This is a genomic window from Paenibacillus sp. FSL H3-0333, from assembly GCF_038002805.1.
In the GTDB taxonomy this organism is placed as follows: Bacteria; Bacillota; Bacilli; order Paenibacillales; family Paenibacillaceae; genus Paenibacillus_AQ; species Paenibacillus_AQ silagei.
This window is the reverse complement of sequence record NZ_JBBODG010000001.1, coordinates 4,544,379-4,569,021: the sequence shown is the minus strand read 5'-3', so window position 1 is coordinate 4,569,021 and position 24,643 is coordinate 4,544,379. Positions and strand designations below refer to the sequence as shown.

22 protein-coding genes are annotated in these 24,643 nt (G+C 53.4%); 19 read left to right on the top strand and 3 right to left on the bottom strand.

The annotated features are described in order from the left end of the window. Positions 1-132: 132 nt before the first annotated feature. The 7 genes from MHH78_RS20455 to MHH78_RS20425 are packed head-to-tail and all read left to right on the top strand — an operon-like array spanning position 133 to position 7,349. Positions 133-1,752 (top strand): ABC transporter substrate-binding protein, encoded by a 1,620-nt coding sequence (locus MHH78_RS20455; RefSeq protein WP_341168625.1) that lies wholly within the window; start codon positions 133-135, stop codon positions 1,750-1,752. Continuing rightward, on the top strand, positions 1,749-2,738 hold the full coding sequence (locus MHH78_RS20450) for an ABC transporter permease (protein WP_076075640.1): 990 nt from the start codon (positions 1,749-1,751) through the stop codon (positions 2,736-2,738). The genes MHH78_RS20455 and MHH78_RS20450 overlap by 4 nt, the downstream gene beginning before the upstream one ends. Then, positions 2,735-3,604 carry an ABC transporter permease gene (locus MHH78_RS20445; RefSeq protein ID WP_341168624.1) on the top strand — a complete coding sequence of 290 codons (870 nt, stop codon included), beginning with the start codon at positions 2,735-2,737 and terminating at the stop codon, positions 3,602-3,604. The genes MHH78_RS20450 and MHH78_RS20445 overlap by 4 nt, the downstream gene beginning before the upstream one ends. Next, on the top strand, positions 3,601-4,365 hold the full coding sequence (locus MHH78_RS20440) for an ABC transporter ATP-binding protein (protein WP_341168623.1): 765 nt from the start codon (positions 3,601-3,603) through the stop codon (positions 4,363-4,365). Before MHH78_RS20445 ends, MHH78_RS20440 begins: the two co-directional genes overlap by 4 nt. Beyond that, positions 4,356-5,108, top strand: a complete 753-nt coding sequence (locus MHH78_RS20435) for an ABC transporter ATP-binding protein (RefSeq protein WP_341168622.1) — start codon at positions 4,356-4,358, stop codon at positions 5,106-5,108. The genes MHH78_RS20440 and MHH78_RS20435 overlap by 10 nt, the downstream gene beginning before the upstream one ends. A 25-nt stretch (positions 5,109-5,133) precedes the next feature. Continuing rightward, on the top strand, positions 5,134-6,198 hold the full coding sequence (locus MHH78_RS20430) for a pyridoxal-phosphate-dependent aminotransferase family protein (RefSeq protein WP_076075632.1): 1,065 nt from the start codon (positions 5,134-5,136) through the stop codon (positions 6,196-6,198). Continuing rightward, positions 6,195-7,349 (top strand): amidohydrolase family protein, encoded by a 1,155-nt coding sequence (locus MHH78_RS20425; protein ID WP_341168621.1) that lies wholly within the window; start codon positions 6,195-6,197, stop codon positions 7,347-7,349. Before MHH78_RS20430 ends, MHH78_RS20425 begins: the two co-directional genes overlap by 4 nt. A 411-nt stretch (positions 7,350-7,760) precedes the next feature. Here the strand turns inward: MHH78_RS20425 and MHH78_RS20420 are convergent, their stop codons facing one another. Continuing rightward, entirely contained in the window at positions 7,761-8,705 is a 945-nt protein-coding gene (locus tag MHH78_RS20420) for a hypothetical protein (RefSeq protein ID WP_341168620.1), read from the bottom strand. Positions 8,706-9,081: 376 nt separating this feature from the next. Here MHH78_RS20420 and MHH78_RS20415 point away from each other — a divergent pair, with 376 nt between their 5' ends. Next, positions 9,082-9,933, top strand: coding sequence for an HAD family hydrolase (locus MHH78_RS20415; RefSeq protein WP_341168619.1), 852 nt, complete (start codon positions 9,082-9,084; stop codon positions 9,931-9,933). Positions 9,934-10,234: 301 nt separating this feature from the next. Next, a complete protein-coding gene (locus MHH78_RS20410; RefSeq protein WP_341168618.1) occupies positions 10,235-11,716 on the top strand; it encodes an Lsa family ABC-F type ribosomal protection protein in 1,482 nt (493 codons plus the stop codon). Positions 11,717-11,723: 7 nt separating this feature from the next. On the opposite strand, the gene MHH78_RS20405 is transcribed toward MHH78_RS20410, so the two are convergent. Then, positions 11,724-12,641: an AraC family transcriptional regulator gene (locus MHH78_RS20405; protein ID WP_341168617.1), complete on the bottom strand. Its 918-nt coding sequence runs from the start codon at positions 12,639-12,641 to the stop codon at positions 11,724-11,726. A gap of 179 nt (positions 12,642-12,820) precedes the next feature. Between MHH78_RS20405 and MHH78_RS20400 the strand changes: the two genes are divergently transcribed. Further along, complete coding sequence (locus MHH78_RS20400) at positions 12,821-13,801, top strand: aldo/keto reductase (RefSeq protein ID WP_341168616.1); 981 nt, start codon at positions 12,821-12,823, stop codon at positions 13,799-13,801. A gap of 251 nt (positions 13,802-14,052) precedes the next feature. Continuing rightward, entirely contained in the window at positions 14,053-16,863 is a 2,811-nt protein-coding gene (locus MHH78_RS20395) for a glycoside hydrolase family 2 TIM barrel-domain containing protein (RefSeq protein ID WP_341168615.1), read from the top strand. A gap of 54 nt (positions 16,864-16,917) precedes the next feature. On the opposite strand, the gene MHH78_RS20390 is transcribed toward MHH78_RS20395, so the two are convergent. After that, positions 16,918-17,796, bottom strand: coding sequence for a LysR family transcriptional regulator (locus tag MHH78_RS20390; RefSeq protein WP_341168614.1), 879 nt, complete (start codon positions 17,794-17,796; stop codon positions 16,918-16,920). Between the two features lie 158 nt (positions 17,797-17,954). Here MHH78_RS20390 and MHH78_RS20385 point away from each other — a divergent pair, with 158 nt between their 5' ends. The 8 genes from MHH78_RS20385 to MHH78_RS20350 all read left to right on the top strand — a co-directional run bounded on the left by MHH78_RS20385 (position 17,955) and on the right by MHH78_RS20350 (position 24,597). Then, on the top strand, positions 17,955-18,749 hold the full coding sequence (locus MHH78_RS20385; RefSeq protein WP_341168613.1) for an SDR family oxidoreductase: 795 nt from the start codon (positions 17,955-17,957) through the stop codon (positions 18,747-18,749). Positions 18,750-19,155: 406 nt separating this feature from the next. After that, positions 19,156-19,863 carry a response regulator transcription factor gene (locus MHH78_RS20380; RefSeq protein ID WP_341168612.1) on the top strand — a complete coding sequence of 236 codons (708 nt, stop codon included), beginning with the start codon at positions 19,156-19,158 and terminating at the stop codon, positions 19,861-19,863. Further along, complete coding sequence (locus tag MHH78_RS20375; protein WP_341168611.1) at positions 19,841-21,265, top strand: sensor histidine kinase; 1,425 nt, start codon at positions 19,841-19,843, stop codon at positions 21,263-21,265. Before MHH78_RS20380 ends, MHH78_RS20375 begins: the two co-directional genes overlap by 23 nt. Before the next feature lie 137 nt (positions 21,266-21,402). Next, positions 21,403-22,473, top strand: a complete 1,071-nt coding sequence (locus MHH78_RS20370; protein WP_341168610.1) for a hypothetical protein — start codon at positions 21,403-21,405, stop codon at positions 22,471-22,473. A 117-nt stretch (positions 22,474-22,590) separates the two neighbouring features. Continuing rightward, positions 22,591-22,935 (top strand): YojF family protein, encoded by a 345-nt coding sequence (locus MHH78_RS20365; RefSeq protein ID WP_076075603.1) that lies wholly within the window; start codon positions 22,591-22,593, stop codon positions 22,933-22,935. A gap of 23 nt (positions 22,936-22,958) precedes the next feature. Beyond that, positions 22,959-23,675, top strand: a complete 717-nt coding sequence (gene bshB2, locus MHH78_RS20360) for a bacillithiol biosynthesis deacetylase BshB2 (protein WP_341168609.1) — start codon at positions 22,959-22,961, stop codon at positions 23,673-23,675. Positions 23,676-23,691: 16 nt separating this feature from the next. Next, positions 23,692-24,234 (top strand): GNAT family N-acetyltransferase, encoded by a 543-nt coding sequence (locus MHH78_RS20355; RefSeq protein WP_341168608.1) that lies wholly within the window; start codon positions 23,692-23,694, stop codon positions 24,232-24,234. 54 nt (positions 24,235-24,288) lie between these two features. Beyond that, positions 24,289-24,597 carry a hypothetical protein gene (locus MHH78_RS20350; protein WP_036728430.1) on the top strand — a complete coding sequence of 103 codons (309 nt, stop codon included), beginning with the start codon at positions 24,289-24,291 and terminating at the stop codon, positions 24,595-24,597. The last annotated feature ends 46 nt before the right edge of the window (positions 24,598-24,643 follow it).

Below are 24,643 nucleotides of genomic sequence, written 5' to 3'. Positions count from 1 at the left end.
ACATTTCCTTCATTGGAACATTATGATTCAATTCGGCTTGCCGGATGAATTTTTGTTTGACAGAAGTGAAGGTCTGATCCATAATACAATCCATACTAAACATATATGATTTATAGGAAGGGTGGATCACACGTGATTAATTTAAAAGCTTCTATGAGAAAAACAGCAGGGCTGGGCACACTTGCGGTATTGTTCGTATCGCTGCTTGCCGGCTGCTCCGGGTCTGCCAATCCTGCGGATTCCAATAATGGGGCTAAGGCCAGTACGGCTCCAGCGGCAACAGAAAGTGCAAGCACAACAGAGCCTGCAACTGGAGGCACCTTCGTGTATGGCCGCCCGGCTTCCGTAACGTCGTTTGATCTGCATAACCAGATTACATCGAATAACGCATTCGCGATTGATAAAGTGTTTGAGTCACTGGTTGCTTTTGACAGCAAGGGTGAAATTACGGATCAGCTCGCAGCCTCACATACAATTAGCGAAGACGGCTTAACTTATACGTTCGTACTCCGTGACGGCCTGAAGTTCTCGAACGGTACGCCGGTGACCGCAGAGGATGCGGTATTCTCCCTCCAGCGGCATCTGAAGGTTGGCGGTCCCCTGGCCATCTCGGCCAAGGTGGATACGGTGAAGGCACAGGATGAGAAGACACTTGTAATCACGCTAAAAGAACCCTACACTCCGTTCATCTCGGAGTTGTCGAACTTCTCGAACGGGATCATCCCGAATAACTTCGGCGGAGTGACCGAAGAGGAATTCTTCAAGAAGCCGGTAGGCACCGGGCCGTTCGTGATTGAGACCTGGGACCCGGCAGGTGATGTCACCTTCACCAAGAATACCAACTACTGGAAGGAAGGCCAGCCTTATATTGACAAGCTTGTCTATAAGCTGATCCAGGACGACAGCCAAGCCATCAACCAGCTTAAGGCGGGAGCAGTGAATGCAGTTGAAGCCCTGTCGCTACAGAATGCGGGTGAGATTAAGGATGGTGCAGACACAACAGTGGTAACGAACGGCAGCTGGGTGACAGAGCAGCTCTTCTTCAATACACTGGATAAGCACTTCTCCGATGTGCATGTCCGCCGGGCACTGGCACTGGCGCTTGACCGTGAGGGACTGACCAAGGCCCTGACCTTCGGCTATGCGCAGACGGCGACTTCGCTGCTGCCGTCAACGATCCCTTACAATGCCAATGACAAGATCAAGGCCCTGAGCTTCGATCCGGCGGCTGCCAAGGCAGAGCTGGCCAAATCGGCCTTCCCTGACGGATTCTCCACCAAGCTGCTGGTGGCTTCCGGCAACAGCACCCGGGCCCAGGAAGCCCAGATTATCCAGGCAGCCGGCCAGGCGATCGGGATCAAAATTGAGATTGAATCGGTGGAGCTGGCCACCTTCCGTGAACGCTTCTTCGCTTATGATTTCGCGGCGATGCTGAACAGCGGTCAGGCGGATTCCCCGGAAGCGAACTCGATCCTGGCGTTCCAGACTGACCCGGAAGGCTTCAGCAAATCGTACTGGACGCATTACACGAATGAGAAGGTAACCAAGCTGCTATATGAAGGCCAGAAGACAGCAGACGGTGAAGGACGGGCTACCATCTACACCGAGCTTTTACAGACGCTTGCCGATGAAGTTCCTTACATTCCGCTGTACTATCCGGATATCCTGATCGGCGCGCGGTCTTCTGTAGACGGACTTGTGGTTCTGCCTAACGGCAGCATCCGTCTGGAAGATGTCCGACTAGCTAAATGATGAAATCCAAGCTGACCCTGAGCGGTGCAGCTGGAAACAACGGTTCTTACAAGTGGCTGGCCTTAGCCCTTGTAAGAGCCTTACTTGTTATCCTCTGCGTAATGACGGCGGTCTTTTTCCTGATTCGAATTGTACCCGGCGACCCCGCCAAAATGATTCTCGGTGAATACAGCACACCTGAAGCGCTTAAGAATATGCACCACACACTGGGACTGGATCTCTCCTTATGGGATCAGTTCACCCGGTTCGTGAAGCTGCTGTTCACTCAGGGAGATACCGGAAACTCTATTATTGCCGGCACCTCGTCCAGAGAGCTGATTGCAGAGCGTGCTCCGGTCACACTACTGCTGATTGTAATTGCTTCGGTGCTTGCGATAATTGTAGCCCTTCTGCTGGCAACGGTTGCTGCCACCCAGAAGGACAAGCTGCTCGATCATCTGATCCGCATTATTCCAGCGGTCACCCTCGGGATGCCGGTCTTCTGGGTTGGGATTCTGTTCATTCTGTTCTTTAGTGTGCGGCTGGGCTGGTTCCCCGTAGGGGGAATCGGCGAGGGATGGTCGGGTACGCTCCATAGTCTGGTGCTTCCGGCGGTCACGATTGCTTTTTCACAGATTCCTACGCTGGTCCGCTCGTTGCGTGCGCAAATGCTGGAGGTGCTGGAATCCGAATTCGTTGTCACTCTCCGTGCAGCAGGAATCCCGTCCAGGGTGATCCTGTTCAAGCATGTGCTGCGCAATTCAGCATTGCCGACCCTGATGCTGCTGGGAGTGAATGTGTCCTACCTGATCGGGGGAACGCTCGTTGTGGAGCAGGTCTTCGGGATCAAGGGCATCGGCAGCCTGCTGTTCACCTCCATCTCGAATAGAGATTTTCCGGTGATTCAGGGGATTGCGCTCTATTGTGCACTGGCTGTTGTAATTATCAGTCTGCTAATCGAAATGATCTCCGGGTGGCTTGATCCCAGAACGAAGGGGAAATCATGAATACTACACAGATAGATACAACCCTGCCGGACCTCGGGAAGCCCGCAAGCGGACTCCGAAGAGTACTTCACACCCCGTCCTTGCTGATCGGGATCATTATGTTCGCTATACTTATACTGCTCGCCATATTCATCCCTTACTTAAGTCCCTACAATCCGACAGAGCAGAATCTGAGCGCCTTCCTGCAGCCGCCTTCCGCAGCCCACTGGCTCGGTACCGACCAGCTTGGCCGTGATTTGTTTACCAGATTGATCTATGCCGCACGGACGGATCTGACGATCATGGTGCTGGCTGAGATGATTCCGTTCTGCACGGGCGTCATGCTGGGCATGATTTCGGGGTACTATGGCAAATGGACCGATAGAATTATATCGCTGATCACGGACACTTTTATTGCCTTCCCGTTCTATCTGATCGTCATTATCGTGGCCTTCGCCAGCGGAGCAGGGGAGCGCGGAATCTATATTACCTTCATTCTGGTAGGCTGGATTGTATTCGCCCGTGTGGTCAGAGGACTCAGCGCGTCCTTCCGGAAGCAGGAATGGATTGCTTCTGCGCAGACGCTCGGTCTGCCCGGATACCGCATCCTTCTGCGCCATCTTCTGCCGAATGTATTGCCGCAAGCCGTTGTCGTGCTGATGACGGATATGATCGGACTCCTGGTAGCCATTGTTACGCTGGGTTATCTGGGAATAGGGATTGCCCCGCCTACGCCGGATTGGGGAACGATGATCGCAGACGGACAGCCCTTCATTACTACAGCCTGGTGGCTGTCGGCGGTTCCCGGCTTCGCAGTTGTGTATACGGGAATTGCGTTGTCTCTCCTGGGAGACGGACTGGCCGATATCTGGAGGAGAAAAGGATGACAACACAACCTGTACTTGAACTTGAAGCGTTGACACTCGCGGCCCTCTCCAAAGAAATCCTGGTGAACAGCGTCAGCTTCTCCCTTGAACGCGGCGAAAGCCTCGGACTAGTGGGCGAATCCGGCTCCGGTAAATCGCTGACGCTGCGGGCGATTCTCGGCCTGCTTCCGCGTGGTGTGGAGCAGACCGGGGGAGTGGTCCGCAGCAAGGTAAGCAGTGCCATGGTGTTCCAGGACCCCAGAGGGGCACTGGACCCGCTCTGTCCGGTAGTGAAGCAGCTGACCGAGGTTGTCTATTACAGACAGAGAACCAGTCTGAAGGCTGCGCGGCGCATCGCCCTGGAGCTGCTTGAACGGCTCGGTCTGCCAGCTTCACTGAAGACAACAGACCGCTACCCGGGGCAGCTGTCCGGCGGCCAGTGCCAGCGTGTGGTCATTGCTCTGGCGCTGGCCTGCAAGCCGGGCATTCTGCTCTGCGATGAGCCGACTACGGCGCTGGATGTGACGGTTCAGCGCCAGATTATAGATACGATTACGAGTCTGCAGCAGGAGTTGGGCTTCGCTATGGTCTTTGTGACCCACAACCTGGCGATTGCCGCCAATCTCTGCTCCAGACTGGTTGTAATGAAGCAGGGCCGGATCATTGAGCAAGGCGAGACGCATAGCCTGCTGCGGCATCCGGCTGAGGCGTATACACAGATGCTAATGGATTCGGTGCTCCCTCTGCCGGAGCTGGAAGGAGACGGGATCTCATGGAAGTAGCACTACAGGTGCAGGATGTAACCGTCCGTTATGGCGGATTCACCGCCCTTGATCAGATCCGGCTGGAGCTTGCGCAGCATACCACGCTGGGGCTTGTCGGCGAGTCCGGCTCCGGGAAGTCTACGCTGGCCCGGGTCATTGCCGGACTGATCACTCCGGATGAAGGACAGCTTCTGCTGGGTGCGGAGCCGTTAGGCAAGAAGCGGAGTAAGGCACAGCATAGACAGATTCAGATGATCTTTCAGAACCCGGATTCTTCGCTGAATCCCCGGCATACCGTCAGGCAGATTCTGGCGGAAGCCTTGCTGTTCCACCGGATTGTAGAGCGGTCGCAGGTTGAGCGCAGAAGTAAGGAGCTGCTTAGCCGGGTGCAGCTGGATGCCAAGTCTCTGGACAGATATCCGCATGAATTCTCCGGCGGCCAGCGCCAGCGGATCGCCATTGCCCGCGCGCTTAGTGTGGAGCCTAGCCTGCTGATCGCTGATGAGCCCACAAGCGCACTGGATGTCTCGGTGCAGCGCAGCGTGCTGGAGCTATTCTATACGCTGCAAGCCGAGCTTAATCTGACGATGCTGTTCATCTCCCATGATCTGGGAGTCATTCATGCCGTCAGCGATACCGTCGCTGTGATGCGTCAGGGGCAGCTGGTCGAGGTGAATTCGAAGGATGAATTCTTCGTCCGGCCCCAGCATGAATACAGCCGGGAGCTATTGACTGCGGTGCCCAAGATGCCGCAATATTGAACATTCATACCATCAGGAGGATTATATGAACCGTCAAATTACAGGATTCGTACCACTCACGTTATCTGAGCTGGACACATTAACACAGCAGCTATCCCGGCTATTAGGGACACAGCATCCTCCGGTAATCATTCCGGGGGAGGCGATTCTAGGCATTGAGGCGGTAGCAGCAGGAATTGCAGCGCCGGGACGTACGATTCTGAACGTAGTAACCGGACCTTACGGAAGCTTGTTCGGAGAGTGGCTTACGCGCGGCGGGGCTACCGTTAAGGAAGTGAAGGTTCCCTTCGACCAGGTGGTTACAGTAGAGGAGGTTGCTGCAGCGATTGAGCAGCATCAGCCGGTTGCGATTTCTTTGGTGCAGGCAGAGGTGGTTACAGGCGGCTCGAACCCTGCGGAGGAGATCTTCAAGCTGGCCCGCAGGCATGACCTGATTACGGTAACGGATTCCGTGTCGGCTGTCGGGGGAGAGGCGCTGTCTGTGGATGAGTGGGCGGTGGATTTCGCTGTAATGGGTGCGCAAAAAGCGCTCGCCGGTCCTAACGGAATCAGCGCGGTCAGTATTTCTCCCCGCGGCTGGGCCTTCCTGGAGTCGAACGAACGGGCTCCGCGCAATTCTATTCTGTCCTTGCTGGATCTGCAGCCGTCCCCGGACGGAGCAGCGCCACTCCGCGTCCCGCCGAATATCCCGGTCCTGGAAGCCAGAGCTCTAATCGAAGCCCTGGAGGCTGTTGCCGAAGAGGGACTGTCACAGGTTATCCAGCGGCATGAACGTGCGGCGGCCTCTGCTGTCGCAGGGGTCACGGAGCTTGGGCTTGCGCCTTGGCAGAAGGACAGCAGTCATTATTCCACGCTGACTACGACTGTTCGGATTGACGAGCAGCCGCTTCTGCTGATCAAGCAGCCTGTCGGTATCGTAGCTCCCGGGGACGGGGAATTATTCGGTCAATTGCTGCGGATCAATCATTTCGGAACGAATGCCAGCCGGGAGAGTGTCGAAGCAGCGGTGCAGACGCTGGCCAGACTGCTGAAGCTGGATGCTGAACCGGCAGTGCAGGCCGTCCGCCAGATCTGGAGGGAAGCGGAATGATCCTCAAGCAGCCGCAATTTCAGGCGTACACTGGAATCCATATTGCGGGTACCCCGGAGAAACGCTTTGATATCGAGATTACGAACGGGCGGTTCACCTCAGTGGCAGAAGCGGGTCCACAGCCGGAACAGGCGGAAGGCTCCAGGCAGCAGCAGCTATGGATCAGTCCGGGCATTCTGGATCTGCACACCCATCTGGCCTGGACCGACTTCGACCATGACGACCAGCTCCGCCGGGACCCCCGCGAGATTGAGGTCATGCAGGCGGAGGCCTTCGCCGCTACCTTGCGGACGGGGGTAACTACAGCCCGCGATGCCGGCGGTATTCTGCCAGCCACGATCCGGCATCTCGTGAAGTATTACCAGCAGCCGCTGCGGGTAGAGACCAGCAGTGAAATGCTGGGAGCTGCCGATGCCAAGGGGATCAAGCATCTGGAGAGCCGCCTGACGGAGATCTACGCGACCGGGGCAGGCTGGGTCAAAATCATGGCAACCGGCGGTCTTGGCGCACCTACCGAGCAGGTTACGGAGCCGAACTTCTCTAGGGAGGATTTCGCCTTCATCGTCCGTCATGCCCATGCGAACGGGAAGAAGGTATTGGTGCATACCTGGGGCGGAGTGACGATTGACTGGTCCATTCAGGCCGGTGTGGAATCTATTGAGCACGGGATGTTCATGACCTGGGATCAGGCCGGGAGACTGGCCGAATCCGGCGTAGCTTACGTGCCGACCACTTCCATCTACCGGATCGCCGCCGATCCGCAGGGAGTCCTGGGGCTGCCGCCGGTCATCTGTGAACGCGCAGCCCGGGCAGCCGATGCACACGCCATCGCGCTTGGATATGCCAGAGAGGCAGGGGTGCGGCTGGGCTTCGGCACTGATTACGCTACGCCTGCGCTGCATGGCTACAACCTGCAGGAATTCGACACCCTGCTGGACTATGGCCTGAGCCGGTCGGAGGTCTGGCGGTCAGCTACAGAAGACGCGGCGGGGATTCTCGGAAGCGGCCATGAGCTGGGCCGGATTGCGGAAGGCTATATTGCCGATGCCGTAATCTACGCCGCCGATCCGTATCAGGCCAAGAATGCGGATCAACTGCGCACAAGCATTGTTACGGTAATTACCGGAGCGCAGGAAGAGGATTTGGTGTAACGGATGTGCAAAGAGGCTGTCCTTTCTGATGAAGGACAGCCTTTTTGCGGTCTGATGGCCCGAGGCCAAATGTATGCGAAAAACCGATTACAATGGAGCGCTGGAGGGCACGTGTGCCGAATGTAATCGAAAAACCGATCACATTGGGGCGCTGCGTAGGCGTGTGACCAAATGTAATCGAAAAACCGATCACATTGGGGCGCTGCGTAGTCGTATGGCCGAATGTAATCGAAAAACCGATCACATTGGGGCGCTGCGTAGTCGTATGGCCGAATGTAATCGAAAAACCGATCACATTGGGGCGCTACGTAGGCATGTGACCAAATGTAATCGAAAAACCGATCACATTGTGCCCCGTTGAGCCTCCCAGCTTTTCTCCCGCCAGCATCATTCAATTCAAATTGTAACCATTCACAGCTCGGTATACTGCTTAACCACTTGATCCAGGTAGGATTCAACCGCAGGCGTCTTTTGATTACCAAAAGTATTCAGAAGCGTTACCAGCTTGACCAGGATGTTCAGCACTTTGTTATCATCTGCACCCTCCATCAGGGCATGGTCGTAGGCGCTGCGCAGCTCGGGGTCGAGTTCATTCGTGTCATAATCGTAGGCTGGGGTTTTATCCGAGCCGAGCAGCACTAAGGGAACGGTATAGGACATTTCATTGCGGATGGCCGCGGTCCGGTTCGACTTCGGATAATCCTGGACGTAATCACTCATGATGGCAGCTCTGCCGATCAATTCGTCCCAAGTGATCACGATACCCGCATCGAAGGTGGAAGGCTTGTTGCTCTCCGTTGCCATGATATCAATATACGCGGCGATATCCTTGCTGACATAGGGCTTGAAGACCTTGAAGCCTTCATAATGCATAACCGGATAATACATGCCTTCGCTGGACTCCAGCTTATAGCCTTTATCCCAAATCTCTTCAATCAGCTTGCGGACCGCAGGTGCTTTAACCCGCTTCAGGATCTCCGTATAGGTCATGTCGTTGTTAATTTCGGCATCCATTAATGTCTTTTGCACAGCATCTGTATATAGCTTCTCGGAGAACCGCTCCAGCTCTGCTTTCTGGGCATTCTCCAATTGAAGGGTCATTACCGTGCCGTACCAGGAGCCAACTTTGGAGATATGGTTCATAAGATATTTGCGTGCCTGCGCGAGGCTTGCGGGATTGCCGACATATTTGCGGAATTGGTTATAGACGGCCTGAGCATCAGCTGTGGATGCCGACGCTGCAGCTACGGGCTGTCCACCAACGCCTGCAATCACTGTACCGCCTGCCAGAGTCAGAGCTGTACCTAGCAGCACCGCTCTTGCTGTTTTTGCTAAGGTTTCTGGTAATGTTCTCATTATGTACCTCCTAATGGGATAAGATGCTTTCTGCAACGCCTATATAAATTGAACTTAAGGATTTAAGTTAAGGGAAAAGTGGCGGAGGGGAATTTTGGAACTGGAGGAGCGGTAGCGCCCGCCTTTGTCTGCGGATTTCTACCGTTAAAAACGGGATAAATCATGAAATCTGCTGACAACAGCGGCCGGAAGTCCAAAACTTCTCTGGAGTCACGGCACATCCCAAAACATAAAACCCATTAGCTCAATCTATCCTATCTATTTGGACAGATCTGGATTGAATGAATCGGGTGGGACTTATGAAATAACGCTTGACTTGGAACGCATTTCATAACCTATAGTTCAGTGGAAGACTAGACAAAGGGGAGAAGAGGATATGAATCAGACCAGCAGCAAGATTATTTTCATCGATATTGACGGAACGCTTCTCATGGAGAATGGAATAGTCCCGGAATCGGCAGTGCAGGCATGCCAGCAGGCACGGAAGAACGGGCATTTGCTGTACCTGTGCACCGGACGCTCCAAGGCTGAAATCTATGATTATATCTGGGAGATCGGGTTCGACGGGTTGATTGGAGCGGCTGGCGGATATGTGGAGAGCTGTGGCGAAATGCTTTATCATAAAAAAGTGACCCCGGAGGATGCGAAGCATTTGATCGATTATTTTAACGCGAACGGGGTCGATTTCATTCTGGAATCCAATACGGCGCTTCACGGCAGCCGCTATTTACAGCCTCATCTGGAACGCAGAATCTATGGAGACTTGCTGAATGACCCCGAGGCGCGGGAGAGAAAACGACTGTCGCCCCATCCCTATATCGCAACACTTACTTATGGGGACGAGGAATTATATCTGGATGACGTCAACAAAGTATGCTTCTTGGAGAGCAGCCTGCCCTTTCAGCAGATTCAGGAGGAATTACAGGACCGGTTCACGGCGATTCAGTGCTCCATCCCGATCTTCGGGGAGAACAGCGGGGAGCTGATGATGCCTGGCGTTCATAAAGCTGCGGCTATTGCCGATGTCCTGCATCATTTGAATATCCCTCTTGAAGACAGTATGGCGATTGGCGACGGACTTAATGATCTGGAGATGCTGGAATATGTCCAGGTGGGGGTTGCCATGGGCAATGCCCGCGAGCCGCTCAAAGCAATTGCCGATGATATCACCGATTCTATTGAGAACGATGGACTGTATAATTGCTTCCTGAAGCACGGACTGATCTGACTAACGGGTTGATCTCCGGGAAGACTCGTGTTAGAATGCACTTAATTAAGCGATTGGAGTTGAAGAGTATCGTGCGGACATTTCTTGCGTAATGTGACCAATAAACAAGCGTTATTTGTGGCGCGCAATTTATGGTTGATATGCAGGAAGGGTCTGCCTCTTTTCACTCTGGTCCAAATATCCTTATTCAAGTCTGCCTGGAGGTAAGTGTCCGGGGGAACAGATTTGCTGTGTTTATTTGAGCTGCGGGAGGAGAACCTTCTTGCAGCTTTTATTTTTGTAAATACAGGAGGATACGTGTATGTCTTTGATTAATGTGAGCAAGCTGACTTTTGCCTATGAGGGCACTTACGAACATATTTTTGAGAATGTTAGCTTTCAGCTGGATACAGATTGGAAACTGGGCTTCACCGGACGCAACGGCCGCGGCAAAACCACCTTCCTGAATCTGCTGCTCGGCAAATATGAATGCAGCGGGATGATATCCGCACAGGTAGGCTTCGAGTATTTCCCGTTTGCGGTGGCTGACCCTGCGGCTCTGACCGTGGATGTCATGCAGGAGATTGACCCGGAGATGGAGCACTGGAAGCTGATGCGCGAGCTGTCGCTGCTGCGGGTGTCCGAGGATACGCTGTACCGGCCGTTTGAATCGCTGTCGAACGGGGAGCAGACGAAGGTGCTGCTGGCCGCTCTGTTCGCGCGCGAGAACCAGTTCCTGCTCATAGACGAGCCGACGAACCATCTGGATGCGAAGGGCCGGAAGCTGGTCAGTGACTATCTGCGTACGAAGAGCGGGTATATTCTGGTGTCGCATGACCGTGCTTTTCTCGATAACTGTGTGGACCATATCTTGTCGATTAACAAGACCAATATTGAGATCCAGAAGGGCAACTTCAGCAGCTGGTGGGAGAACAAGTCCAGACAGGATCAGTTCGAGTTGGCGGAGGATGAGAAGCTGCGGAAGGACATCAAGCGCTTGTCGGACTCTGCCAAAAGAACGGGCGGCTGGGCGCATGAAGTCGAGAAATCCAAGAATGGCACCCGAAGCTCCGGCAACAAATTGGATAAGGGCTATGTCGGCCACAAGGCCGCCAAGATGATGAAGCGTTCCAAGTCGATTCAGCAGCGGCAGGAATCCGCCATCGCCGAGAAGTCGAAGCTGCTGCGGAATCTGGAGAGCGCGGACAGTCTGAAGATTGCACAGCTTCCCTATCATAAGCAGCAATTGGTGGAGCTGGAGGATCTCTCGATCCGCTATGAGGACAAAACAGTATGCTCCGGCGTTAGCTTCGCTCTGGAACAGGGGGACCGGATCTCCCTCTCCGGCAGCAACGGCTCAGGCAAATCAAGCATTCTGAAGCTGATCTGCGGGGAGGACATAAGCTATACCGGCCACTTCGCGCGGGACAGCCAGTTGTCTATCTCTTATGTATCCCAGGATACTTCGCAGCTCAAGGGCAGCCTAAGTGAATATGCGAGAGAGCAGGGGATCGACGAGAGCCTGTTCAAATCGATTCTGCGGAAGCTAGATTTCTCGCGGCTGCAATTCGAGAAGGAGTTGTCCACGTACAGCGGCGGGCAGAAGAAAAAGGTGCTGATTGCCGCCAGCCTCAGCGAGCAGGTGCATCTGCACATCTGGGATGAGCCTCTGAACTTCATCGATGTCATCTCCCGGATGCAGATCGAGGAGCTGCTGCTGGAATATACCCCGACGATCCTGTTCGTGGAGCATGACCGCGAATTCTGCGCGAATATCGCGACTAAGCAGGTTGTACTCGACTAAGCAGGTATCAAATCTGTACCGGAAGCTCAAATTGTTCCTTCAACCGCTTGATGTCGGCCCGCGGGGGAGCGCCAAACATACGGGAATATTCCCGGCTGAACTGTGAGGCGCTCTCGTAGCCGACCCGGAAGGCAACATCGGCTGCATCTGCAGACTCGGCTAATAACAGGCGGCGAGCCTCCTGCAGGCGCAGCTGCTTCTGGAACTGGATCGGGCTCATAGCCGTAACTTCCTTGAAGTTGCGGTGGAATGCGGAGACGCTCATATTGGCGATATCGGCCAGCTCGTCAATCCGCAGAGCCTGTTCGCTATGGCTGACAATCTGTTCAATTGCTTCCCTGATCCGGTAAGTGCTGCTGCCTTCCATGGCAATCTGGGCCAGCGTTACTCCATACGGTCCCTGCAGCAGTTTATACAGAATTTCCTTAGTATATAGAGGGGCAAGGAACGGGATGTCTTTGGGAGTATCGAGCAACCGCGCCAGACGGAGAAGCGCATCCAGCAGATCCGTGTCGATGTGTCCGACGAATAAGGCAAGCCGGGCATTCTCCCGCGGGAGAATCTGCAGCTGCGATTCATGGAGGACCTCCAGAATCTGGTTTTGCGTGAATTCCATTTTGAAGCTTAAATAGGGAACCTCCGGGGACGCCTTAATCACTTGTCCCACTACCGGCAGGTTCATTGAAGCCACCAGGAAATCAGAAGAGGTATATACAAAATGCTCCTGAGCCAGCATAATCTCCTTCACGCCTTGGGTAATGAAGCAGAAACACGGGTTATACACTCTGTAAGCAGGCTCACTCGCCTGGGAGTAACGGATGAATTGCAGTGCAGGCACGGCCGTTTCATGAGCGCCGTCCCGGCCGGTATGCCGCTCAATCAGCCGGCACAGCTCAAGCTTTTGCGTTGCGATTGCTTCGGTCACTTGAGATCCTCCTTAGTTTCATATGGTTTCATTATAGGGCATATCCGGCGGGAGTGTTAATGAGAACGGTAGGATTAGGCAATCATTCGCGACTATTGTGATAACGCCAATCCATTATCTGTTGCACAATAAGAGAGACTGTAATCTACACTATTCTCAGGAAAGCAGGGAACAAGCGAATGGAATATACAAAAATGGGCAACACCGGCCTTGATGTCTCCAGACTGTGCCTGGGCTGTATGAGCTTTGGCGATGCCAAGCGCTGGGTGCACCCTTGGGTGCTGGATGAAGAGCAGAGCCGGACGATGATCCGTGCTGCACTGGACCTGGGCATTAATTTCTTCGATACGGCCAATGTCTATTCTGACGGCACGAGTGAAGAAATGCTCGGACGGGCTTTGAAGGACATGACTACCAGGGATGAGGTGGTGATTGCGACCAAAGTATTCTTCCCTATGCGAACCGGACCGAACGGCGGGGGCTTGTCCCGCAAAGCAATTATGAGCGAGATCGACCACAGCCTGAAGCGGCTTGGAACTGATTACATTGATCTGTACCAGATTCACCGCTGGGATTATACTACGCCGATTGAAGAAACGATGGAAGCCCTGCATGATGTGGTGAAGGCGGGAAAAGCCCGCTATATTGGCGCTTCCGCCATGTATGCCTGGCAGTTCCAGAAGGCGCTGCATGTTGCTGATATGAACGGCTGGACCCGGTTCGTCTCCATGCAGAACCACCTGAATCTCATCTATCGTGAAGAGGAACGTGAGATGCTCCCGCTCTGTAAGGAAGAGGGCATTGCGGTCATCCCTTACAGCCCCTTGGCTTCCGGCCGGCTAACCCGGGACTGGGCGGAATCTACGCTGCGCTCGGAAACGGATCAGGTACAGAGATCCAAATACGATGCTACAGCCGATAAGGACCGCCTGATTGTCGAGCAGGTAGCTGCCATTGCGGCGGAGCGCGGAGTTCCGCGCATCCATGTTGCACTGGCCTGGCTGCTGCAGAAACAGCCGGTCACTGCGCCGATTATCGGGGCGACGAAGCTGTCGCATATTACCGATGCGGTGGGAGCGTTATCCCTTCAGCTGACAGCTGAAGAGATTGCCCGGCTGGAAGAGCACTACGTGCCGCATGCTATCGTTGGTGCGCTTTGAAAATTTCCATTCAGTAGACAACTGAATCAGCTTCATCCATTGAGCGCGTGCCGGTATGATCCGGCATGCGCTTTTTGCTGGAGCAGGAAACAGCCCTGCTTAAGGAGAAACTAACAGGAAGCCGGGAAATGCTGCCGGAGCGTTTGATTAAGGATTTGGCCGGAGGCTGGATGCACAGTGATGAACTGCTGGATTCATGGCGGCATCTGGCCGCAAGAGTATAGAGATTACCATGATTAGGAGTGATAATTGTGCTGTCAAAGATCAGCCTTGAAGGCGAATGGAAGCTGCAGCTGGAAGAGAAGGGGCAAGGACTGGTGCTACCTTTTACCGATGTAATTATGCTGCCGGGAACTACCTCCTTCGCCCGTAAAGGGCCGAAGAATGAGGAGATTCTGGTAGGCGCTCTGACGGATGAATTCCGTTATGAAGGACCGGTCTGGTACTCCAGTGAAGTTGTGATTCCGGAAGAGCTCACAGGTAAGCACTGCTGCTTATATCTGGAACGTACAAGGCTTACCACCCTCTGGCTGGACGGTCAGGAGATCGGTAGCCGCGACAGCTTGAATACTCCGCATGTATATGAGCTGCCGCAGCTGCAGCCCGGGAGTCATACGCTTACTATCCGGGTGGACAACACCGGCTATCCGACCAAAGGCGGGCATATGACCTCGCCGGACACCCAGACCAACTGGAACGGAATTACCGGCCGGATGGAGCTGCAGTTCTATGGGGAAGCCCGGATTAGCGGCATCCGGCTGAAGACTGATCTGTCTGCACGTTCGGTGCAGATCTCGGCAACGCTGGAGAGCATGCAAGGTGCTACACTCGCGGTATCTGCTAATAGCTTCAATAGTGAGATAACACATTCCGCAGAGGAACAGGAATATATCATCGCACCGGGTCCGTTCACTATAGACTATGCACTGGGTCCCGATGCGCTGCTGTGGAGTGAATTCGCTCCCCATCTGTATACTGTCAGCCTTGTTCTCAAGGGCAGCGATGGAATTACCGTGGACCGGCAGGAGGTGATCTTTGGGCTTAAGTCATTCCGGGCTGAGGGGGACAAGTTCACCATTAATGGGGAAAAGACTTTTCTGCGCGGCAAGCATGACGGCCTGATCTTCCCGCTCACCGGCTATGCTCCGACCGATGTGGAGGAATGGGTACGAATCCTGGGGATCTCCAAGTCTTACGGGATCAATCATTACCGCTTCCACACCTGCTGCCCCCCGGAGGCTGCGTTCACCGCTGCCGATCTGCTCGGGATCTACATGCAGCCGGAGCTGCCGTTCTGGGGAACCATTACTGTAGATACCGATGAAGGGCATAATCAGGCTGAGCAGGACTATCTGATCAGCGAAGGATACGCCATCCTGCGGGAATTCGGCAATCATCCTTCCTTCGTCATGATGTCGCTAGGCAATGAGTTATGGGGCAGCAAAGAGCGGATTGATTCTTTCCTTGCAGATTATAAAGCGTTCGATGACCGTCCGCTCTACACCCAAGGTTCAAATAACCATCAATGGGTGCCGGAGGTGCTGGAGCATGACGATTTCTTCAGCGGTGTGCGCTTCACCCGGGACAGGCTGTTCAGAGGCTCCTATGCCATGTGCGATGCTCCGCTTGGCCATGTCCAGACTTCGCTGCCAAGTACAATGAAGGATTACGACGATCAGATTGTTCCGCCGGGCTTCGGGAATGGTGAAGGAGTGTCCGTCGAGGCAGGCGGCGAGATCCTGATCCAGTACGGTACCGAAGCCAAGGCCGTACAATCCGGCAGTGAGTCCGGCGAATGGATACCACAGGTTCCGGTAATCTCGCATGAGATTGGACAATATGCTACGTTTCCGGATTTCCAGGAAATCGGCAAATACACAGGCCCGCTAAAGGCCGGGAACTTCGTCATCTTCCGCGAACGGCTGGAGAGTAAGGGGCTTGGACATCTGGCCGATGCATACTTCAAAAGCTCAGGCCAGCTCGCTGTCGCTTGCTACAAGGAAGAGCTTGAGGCTGCCTTCCGTTCCCGCCGGCTTGCCGGATTCCAGCTTCTGGATCTCCAGGACTTCAGCGGCCAAGGCACAGCACTGGTAGGTGTTCTGGATGCCTTCATGGATTCCAAGGGGCTGATTAGCCCGGAAGAGTGGCGGACCTTCTGTAATGATGCCGTGCTGCTGGCAAGATTCCCCAAGTATAACTACGGCGCTGGTGAGACCTTCGAGGCCCATGTGGAGCTGAGCTGCTTCCGCAGCGGAATGCCGGATGCCATCGAGCTTCACTGGGAGCTTGCGGTTGAAGGGGGTGTTCGGACAACGGGCTCAGCCGGAGCCTTTATTCCTGCCGGAACCCACTACATAGACATTTGTGATCTGGCGATTGAGCTTCCGGCGGTTGACCGGATGAGCCGTACGGAGCTGTCGCTCCGGGTCCAAGGAACTGATATCCGTAAGAGCTACGACTTGTGGATATATCCTGAGCAGAGCGATAATCCGCTTGAAGTTGAAGGCATCCATGTGTTCACAGAGCTGTCTGAGGAGGCAGTCTCCCTGCTGGAGCAAGGAGGCAACGTGCTGCTGATGCCGGAGCCGGAGTCGGTTCAGAACGGAATCGAAGGCTATTATTGCACGGATTTCTGGTGCTACCCGATGTTCCGCTCGATCTCGGAGAGCATGAACCGGCCGGTTCCCATCGGTACGATGGGCCTGCTGATCGATAACGGGCATCCGGTGCTGCGCGATTTCCCGAGTGAAGCGCATTCCACCTACCCGTGGTGGACTATCGCCCAGCATTCCAAATCGCTTATCATGGATGAGGCGGACCGCAGCTGGAATCCCATCGTACAGACCATCGATAATTTCGAGCGTAATCACAAGCTAAGTTTCCTCACAGAGTGCAGCGTAGGTAACGGTAATCTGCTGCTGTGTGTACTGGATGCCGCTAAGGTGAGCCGGACCACTGAAGGCAGACAATTCTTGACCAGCATAGCCGGTTATATGAATTCTGCTGATTTCCAGCCCCAGTACCAGGCAACCATTGAAGAGATTCAGACTTTGATTCGTTAAAATGACCTAATAGAGCTGTCCCAAAGCCGTGAAGCGGCTAGTTGGGGCAGCTCTTTATACTTCTCTATTCTGCCGAATATACTCCATGAACCTTCTGGAGGCGGGAGACAGATAATGGTCCCGGCGCCATTGCAGGCCCACCTCCCATTCCCAGCCCGGTTCCTGGATGGGAATCCAGACCAGCCCGTCAAGCATCAGTCCCAGCGTCTGCGGAAGCACGGATACGCCGAGCCCGGCTTTGATGAAGCCGGCCACAGTAATCAGATCCTCAGCATAATAGGTAGAGGCCAGCTCGAAATTAGTATTTTGGAAGAGGGAGGTGATGGTGTTCTTGAGTCCGCAATTCGTCTTCAGTCCTACAAACGGCTCACCCGACAGCTCGAACAGACTCAGCGAGGAACGCGAGGCGAACCGGTGGGAACTGGAGACCACAATATAAATCGGCAATTTGCGAATTACCATCCATTCCTTATTCTCCGCCGTAGTCTCTCTGGACGTAATCAACATATCCGAGGTCCCGTTATCCAGCGATTCGTCGATATCCCCGTGATTCCCCTGATACAGATCAAACCGTACCTTCGGATGGTCTGCCTGATAGTCTCTGATAAGCGAGGGGATCAGGTCCACGCCAAGAATATTCAGATAAGACAGATGAACGGTTCCGCTCTCCGCATTGGCCGACTCCTCAATCTCCCGCACCCCATTCCCGATACTGCGCAGCGCTTCTTCGACCCGTGAACTGAACATAACCCCATAGCGGTTCAACTGGACATTGCGGCCCTTACGCTCGAATAAAGGAACCCCCAGCTCACTTTCCAATTTGGATATCGCATGGCTCAAGGCAGGCTGCGTAATTCGCAGCGCTTTGGACGCTGAGGTCATATGCTCAAGCCGGGCTACGGTCAGAAAGTACTCCAATTGTGTAAGCTCCATGTAGGCAGCCTCCTTTATATATTAATATTATTAATGAATTTAATGAAAATAATAAATTAGACGCTCATATTAATCAAGTCTAAGATATACTTATAAACCTTAGACGGCTGGACTTCCAGCCTAACCTGAGGAATCCCTAATGAAATGAGGCTGTAACGATGGCTATAACTTATGCTAGCCCGCTGACAGAATACGAGGGTAAAAGAGTCCTGGTAACAGGCGGTACCAAGGGCATGGGACAGGCTATCGCTGCCCGATTCACAGCGGCAGGCGCTGAAGTTATGACTACTGCCCGGACACTTCCGACGGAAGGGCCCGCTTCTGATTTGTTCGTCCAGGCAGATCTGTCCAAGCAAGAAGGAGTGGACCGGGTAATTGCTGCGGTTAAGGAGCGTTTCGGCCGCATTGATATCTTAGTGAATAACATTGGAGGAAGCTCGACACCTGCCGGAGGATTCCTGGCCGCGACCGATGAACACTGGATGGATGCGCTGAATCTGAACCTGCTCGCAGCTGTGCGGCTGGACCGGGGGCTGATCCCGCTCATGCTGGAGCAGGGCAAGGGAGTCATCATCCACATCTCCTCCATTCAAAGAGTGCTGCCGCTGATCGAATCGACCATCCCCTATGCAGCCGCCAAAGCTGCGTTAAGCAATTACAGCAAGAGCTTATCTAAGGAATTCTCTCCGAAGGGCATCCGGGTGAACCGGGTCGCACCGGGCTTCATTCAGACAACAGCAGCTGATGCCATGATGGAGAACATTGCGGAGGTAACAGGCAGTGTGGAAAGTGCACTGCAGTCGGTAATGGACGCGCTGGGCGGCATTCCCATCGGACGTCCCGGCTTCCCTGAGGAGGTGGGTGAGCTGGTAGCCTTCCTCGCTTCCGACCGGGCAGCATCCATTACGGGTGCTGAGTACGTGATTGACGGGGGAACCGTACCTACGGTGTAAGGTGAAGCTTCACGGTTAAGCTCTGCCTAAACTAACCTCTACTATTAGGACAGTCCGTTAAGCCATTCATTGGCTGAGCGGGCTGTTCCTTTTTCTTTTATTTGTTTTGGAACTATTAAGAAGGTTTTACAAACGAAAAGCAAAAAGAAGCGGAGGGGAAATTTGGAACTGGAGGAGCGAATGCGATCGCCTTTGTGTTTGGATTTCTACCGCGAGTAGCGATTATATTCAGGAAATCCAAACACAACAGCGGCCGGAAGTCCAAATGTTCACCGCAGCGACGGCCAAGCTTTGAGTTGTAATAATTCTTTATCTTTTCTTTAGATTTGGTTTAGACTGGATTAAGAATGGCAGGCTATAGTTACAAAGAGCGCGGCTTGCATGACAAGATAGAGGGGGATTCACCATGTATACCATTCTCATAGCCGATGACGAATCGGAGATTGTTGAGCTTCTGCAGCTGTATCTGGAGAAGGAATATAACATTTTGACGGCAGAGAACGGAATTGAAGCCTTGAAGCTGATGCAGAATAACAAGATTGACCTGGCAATTCTGGATATTATGATGCCGGGGATGGACGGGCTGCAGCTGCTGAAGCGGATTCGGGAGCACGAGCATTTCCCTGTACTGTTCCTGTCCGCCAAGAGCCAGTATCATGACAAAATCCTGGGGCTGGAGCTTGGAGCGGATGACTACATCGCTAAGCCTTTTAATCCGCTGGAGATTGTGGCGCGTGCCGGGGCCATGCTGCGGCGGGTGCATCAGTTTGATGCCAAGGCACCGGAGGAGGAGAAGCCAAGTGAGCAGATCGTGCTCGGCAGGCTGACGCTGGACCGGAGTACCTGTCAGGTTGAAGTGGCCGGGGTGGCTGTCGCTCTGACATCAACCGAATATAAAATCCTGGAGCTGCTGATGCAGCAGCCGGGCCGTGTTTTTACACGCAAGAAGATCTATGAGACTGTCTGGGAAGATTTCTATGTCTACGAGGACAACAGCATTATGGTGCACATCAGCAACATCCGCGACAAGATCGAACGAGATTCCAAGAGACCGGAATACCTGAAGACGATCAGGGGATTGGGGTACAAAATTGAAGCACCCGTGGAAAAGTAGAGATAACCGCCCGCTGCAGACGTCGCTGACCATCGACTTCCTGCTGTTCAACTGTATGCTGCTGATGCTGGTGTTAGTGGTCTACCTGTTCGTACAAAAGGATATCGCCCAAGTCATCCGGGAGCGGATGACGCCTGATCCCAATCTATCTGTGGAGGCCGGGACGTACCGGGAGGAGCTGGGCCAAGGACCGGAGAGCGAACGTCTGCTGAAGAGCGGAGGCTGGCTGGAGCTGCTGGATTCCGGCAAGCGGGTGATCCGTGTTGTTGGCGAGAAGCAGGATGAGATTCAGGTTTATGACGAGGACAGCCTGTTTCAGGGACTGGAGAACCGCAGCGACCAGCCCTTTTATTATTCTATTACGAGCGTAACGGAGCAGGATAGCGGGGCAGCCTGGATGTTGCTTAAGATTCCCCGCGATGTAATCAATGTCTCCATTAACAACGAGTTTCTGGTCTCCTATCTGAATCATTCGGTGTTCTTTTATGTATTCCTGGTCAGCGGGTTGATTCTGCTGCTGATTTTTGTGTACAGCTATTGGGTCTCCAGACGGATCAAGAAGCCGCTGCGGGTGCTGAATCTAGGCTTGAACCGTATGATGGAAGGGCATTATAACACGCGGATCGCTCTGTATGCAGAGACCGAGTTCCTGCGGATCGGCCACAGCTTCAACTACATGGCTGATGTGATTGAGAAGACCACCGAGGAGAAGCGTCTCGCCGAGAAAAGCAAGCAGCGTCTGATGGTCGATCTGTCGCATGACCTGAAGACCCCGATTACCAGCATCCAGGGATACGCGCAGGCCCTTATCGAAGGACGCGTTACCGACCCGGAGCGGCAGACGAAATATTTGAATTACATCTACACCAAGTCCGTGCAGGTCACGAAGCTCATTACGCATATGCTGGATCTGCTTAAGCTAGACTCACCGGATTTCATCCTGCGGATAGAGCGCCTTGAGCTGGGCGACCATCTGCGGGAGATTATTGCTGATACCTATGGCGAGATTGAGCAAAAAGAATTCGAGCTTCACGTGCAGGTGCCCGAAGAAGAGGTCTATGCCCGTTATGATCCCGAGCTGTTCGCCAGTGTCATTAATAATCTAATTTCTAATGCTCTGGCCTATAATCCCGAAGGGACGCGCATCCGGGTATCCGTGATTCCCGAAGATACACAGATCAGGATCGAGATTGCGGACAATGGAGTCGGCATTCCGAAGGAGCTGTGGACTACGATCTTTGATCCGTTTGTGCGGGGAGATGAATCCCGGACAACGGCAAGCGGGGGTACCGGTCTGGGCTTGTCCATTGCCAAGAAGAACGTAGAGAAGATGGAGGGCACGCTGCTACTGGAGAGTAGGGAAGGGGAGCCGACGGTATTTGTGATCCGTATTCCGAAGTAGAGAACGGCTGAAGGAATACAGATAAGTGATTTTATATAGAGGAAATAATTAACTTCTTGTCGAATGTACTGATCTGGAAGATTCCGGCACCTTGCCGGGACACCTAACTTACATCGGGGGAAGGAATTAGAACATCTATGAAAAAACTTGCATTACTGCTCACCACTCTGCTGCTTGCGCTCGGACTGGTCTATCCGGGAGGCGCCGGACAGGCAGCGGCCGCAGCCGCACCGGTGTACACGGAGATTGCTACGTTTGTCGAAGGCAACCTGCTTATTTCGCCAGTTAAATCTGTACTTGTGAATGGCTCTGCCTTTGTGCCGGTTAAGCTGGCCGGGCAGATCCCGGGCTTCACTGTGGCGGCAGATGCCACTGGCGTAACGCTCACAGGCAGCAAAGGAAGCACCAAGCTGAACAAGGATAACTCTATTTTGTACAAAAGCACCAATTACGTGGCCTTCAAAACTCTGCTGAAGCTCGGAGCGATCGACGGCAAATATGCCTCCAGCGCCATAGCGTTGTTCGTCTGGAGCACAGAGGACGGCAAGAATAAGAGCAACAGTATGCTCTACGCCATCAGCAAGCTGCCTGGAACGATGGGCATTGTGCTTGGCAAAAAGGTCTACTTATATGGACATCCGGGAAGCCATTGGGTGAAAAGTGTACAGTATGTTGATGACAACAACCAGAACTTTGTGATGCAAAATGAAGCCGGAACCGAGTGGGTTCTGGACTTGAACGATTTTGTGGACAATACTATGTACACCATGGAGAATATTGATTATTTGAAGTATTACTATAATGGACTAACGGTGTGGACCCGGAACGCCATGATCAGCGATAGTCCGTTCAAGAACTTTGAGAAAGCAACCATCGCCAATTTCCGCCCGAACCCGGCCAATGGTAATTTAGAAATGATCATCCGCCGGGCCAACGGGCAGGAGGTTCCGCTCAAGATTGAACCTCGTGATGACCCTAGTGAGTATGTCGAAGAGGTACTGTTTTTCAAGAATCCGCAAACGAAGTTCAAGATCAGCGATAAAATGTGGTCAGCCATCCGTGAAGAGCGGGCGGTCAGCGGCATGACGATCACAGAGCTTCTGCTATCCTGGGGAGACCCGGACGAAGTTTATGACGGGTATGTAGTGTACGGCGACCAATACGTCTATTTCATCAATGATAAGGTCTTCTCTATAGTTAATCTTTAATTCTTAGCATCTCCAGGCTTGCTTAAGGAATTCTTAGAGTTCCTTGGGCAGGCTCTTTTTTTCATGTATAATAAATGCACTGGAACCAGCTATTCTTTTACACTCTAGGAGGACATTATGCAGCTCATTCAACCCCAAGCTATTCAGACTCGGATCGACGATTTCGTCTCTGAGGATCTATATATCCATCTTGAACTTACAAACGGAGCCTATGCCAGCCATTTCGACAGCTCCCGTGCCCCGGGCTCGGTGTTCATCAGCAATGCCGAGATCCGTTACACGAACGGCTCCATCTCAGGGACAGGACCCTACCGGGTGGGCTTGAAGACAGAGAAGGGCTGGATCTATGCAGAAGGCCTGACCCATGTGGATGAGCAAGATAACGAGCGGCTGATTCTGGCCGGACATGACAGTATGGGCAAGCTGATCGTGGCGTTGCAGCTTAGCCGGAGCCCTTTTTAATGATACTGGAGGAGTAAGCAGACATGAATAATAAATCTATAGACCATGCAAGAATCCTGGTGGTACTTCCCCATCCTGACGATGAAGCCTACTTCGTATCCGGGACGCTGGCGATGTATATTGCAGCAGGTGCAGAGGTGACCTATGCCTGTCTGACACTGGGAGAGATGGGCCGGAACATGGGCGTTCCGCTCATTGCGAACCGCACGACCCTGCCAGTCATCCGCCAAGCGGAGCTCGAAGCTTCCTGTAAGGCCATTGGAATTCAAGACCTGAGAATGCTGGGCTTCCATGACAAAATGATTGAGTTCGAAGACCCGGCGCTTCTGGATCACAGGATTGAATCGCTCTTAAAGGAGCTTCCCCCTTCGCTGGTGATTACGTTCTACCCCGGCTACAGTGTACATCCGGATCATGATGCTACTGGTGCTGCGGTGATCCGTACGATTGCCCGGCTGCCCGCAGCGGAACGTCCCGTTGTACATAGTGTCGCCTTCTCGAACGGCCATCAGCAGCGGATTGGAGCAGCCGATGTAGTCATCGATGTAACGCCTTTTATCACTGTCAAAATCAACTCCATTCTGGCGCACCGCACCCAGTTCCAGGAGGAGAAGGTGCTTGGAAGCCTTAAACCCACCGATGCAGCAATCCGCAGCAAGTATGGTACGGAACGCTTCTGGACCTACCGGTTCCCAGAATGCAAGGAACAGCCGGAGGAAGCGGCATTGTGCTGCAATTAAGAATGGAGGCGTAAAGATGACAGAACAACGGGTATACATCCGCTACCCTGAGGCAGGAGATGCCACGGAGCTGACGGCGATGTATTTGCGTAACCGTGAATTTTTTGAAGAACATTCTCCGGAGATCAGCGGGGATTTCTATACAGAGGAGTACCAGCGGGACAAGCTTGCGCAGTATGAAGAGTTCAGGGCAGCGGATGAGAGATACGACTTCCTGGTCATTCACAAGGCTGACCGCCGGATTATCGGTACTGTCAGTCTGTCTTTTGTGGTGCGGGGACCGCTGCAGAGCTGTATGATCGGGTACAGTCTGGATAAGGACTATAACGGAAAAGGCTATATGACGGAGGCGGTGCAGCAGGTCGTGCGCTATGCCTTCGAGGAGCTGAAGTTCCACCGGATTACTGGGGAAGCCTCACCGGATAATCCCGGCTCCATCCGTGTGCTGGAGAATGCAGGCTTCCATAAGGAAGGCATTGCCCGTCTGAATGTGAAGATCCGCGGGGTGTGGAAGGACCACCAGATTCTCGCGATTATCAACCCGGCCGATATTAGTTAACGGAGTTAACGCACGGATTAGTAGCTTAAATATTAACATTGTGGAGGATCACCAATGAGCCAGCGTTTACGAATTACCCGTTCCATGCAGGAAGAGAATGCAGAGCAGGCGCTTACCTTAGAGGAATGCAAGCAATACTTTGCCGATAAATCGGGCTTCAGCTATTCCGGGGTCTACACCGTACAAGGTGCGGAGAGCACGATGTCGATTGATGGAGATTTTTTCATGTGGAGCCATGAGGGGACGGAGTATCCGTTCCGTCTGTATATGGGCGATCTGTACGTTGCCTTGTCAACGGAGGCTATTGTACCCGTAATCCTTGAGATTGCCACGGACCTGCGGGCCGATGTGGTTGAGGGGTAGGCTGAGTAAAGTTCGGATTAAGCTGTTTTTTACACATTCTGTATGC

Excerpts from the sequence above, each read along its gene's own strand:
- MHH78_RS20440 (WP_341168623.1), top strand. The coding sequence starts at position 3,601 with ATGACAACACAACCTGTACTTGAACTTGAAGCGTTGACACTCGCGGCC.
- MHH78_RS20370 (WP_341168610.1), top strand. The coding sequence starts at position 21,403 with ATGAAAAAACTTGCATTACTGCTCACCACTCTGCTGCTTGCGCTCGGA.
- MHH78_RS20415 (WP_341168619.1), top strand. The coding sequence starts at position 9,082 with ATGAATCAGACCAGCAGCAAGATTATTTTCATCGATATTGACGGAACG.
- MHH78_RS20385 (WP_341168613.1), top strand. The coding sequence starts at position 17,955 with ATGGCTATAACTTATGCTAGCCCGCTGACAGAATACGAGGGTAAAAGA.
- MHH78_RS20435 (WP_341168622.1), top strand. The coding sequence starts at position 4,356 with ATGGAAGTAGCACTACAGGTGCAGGATGTAACCGTCCGTTATGGCGGA.
- MHH78_RS20350 (WP_036728430.1), top strand. The coding sequence starts at position 24,289 with ATGAGCCAGCGTTTACGAATTACCCGTTCCATGCAGGAAGAGAATGCA.
- MHH78_RS20355 (WP_341168608.1), top strand. The coding sequence starts at position 23,692 with ATGACAGAACAACGGGTATACATCCGCTACCCTGAGGCAGGAGATGCC.
- MHH78_RS20380 (WP_341168612.1), top strand. The coding sequence starts at position 19,156 with ATGTATACCATTCTCATAGCCGATGACGAATCGGAGATTGTTGAGCTT.
- MHH78_RS20400 (WP_341168616.1), top strand. The coding sequence starts at position 12,821 with ATGGAATATACAAAAATGGGCAACACCGGCCTTGATGTCTCCAGACTG.
- bshB2 (WP_341168609.1), top strand. The coding sequence starts at position 22,959 with ATGAATAATAAATCTATAGACCATGCAAGAATCCTGGTGGTACTTCCC.
- MHH78_RS20365 (WP_076075603.1), top strand. The coding sequence starts at position 22,591 with ATGCAGCTCATTCAACCCCAAGCTATTCAGACTCGGATCGACGATTTC.
- MHH78_RS20420 (WP_341168620.1), bottom strand. The coding sequence starts at position 8,705 with ATGAGAACATTACCAGAAACCTTAGCAAAAACAGCAAGAGCGGTGCTG.
- MHH78_RS20410 (WP_341168618.1), top strand. The coding sequence starts at position 10,235 with ATGTCTTTGATTAATGTGAGCAAGCTGACTTTTGCCTATGAGGGCACT.
- MHH78_RS20450 (WP_076075640.1), top strand. The coding sequence starts at position 1,749 with ATGATGAAATCCAAGCTGACCCTGAGCGGTGCAGCTGGAAACAACGGT.
- MHH78_RS20425 (WP_341168621.1), top strand. The coding sequence starts at position 6,195 with ATGATCCTCAAGCAGCCGCAATTTCAGGCGTACACTGGAATCCATATT.
- MHH78_RS20445 (WP_341168624.1), top strand. The coding sequence starts at position 2,735 with ATGAATACTACACAGATAGATACAACCCTGCCGGACCTCGGGAAGCCC.
- MHH78_RS20430 (WP_076075632.1), top strand. The coding sequence starts at position 5,134 with ATGAACCGTCAAATTACAGGATTCGTACCACTCACGTTATCTGAGCTG.
- MHH78_RS20390 (WP_341168614.1), bottom strand. The coding sequence starts at position 17,796 with ATGGAGCTTACACAATTGGAGTACTTTCTGACCGTAGCCCGGCTTGAG.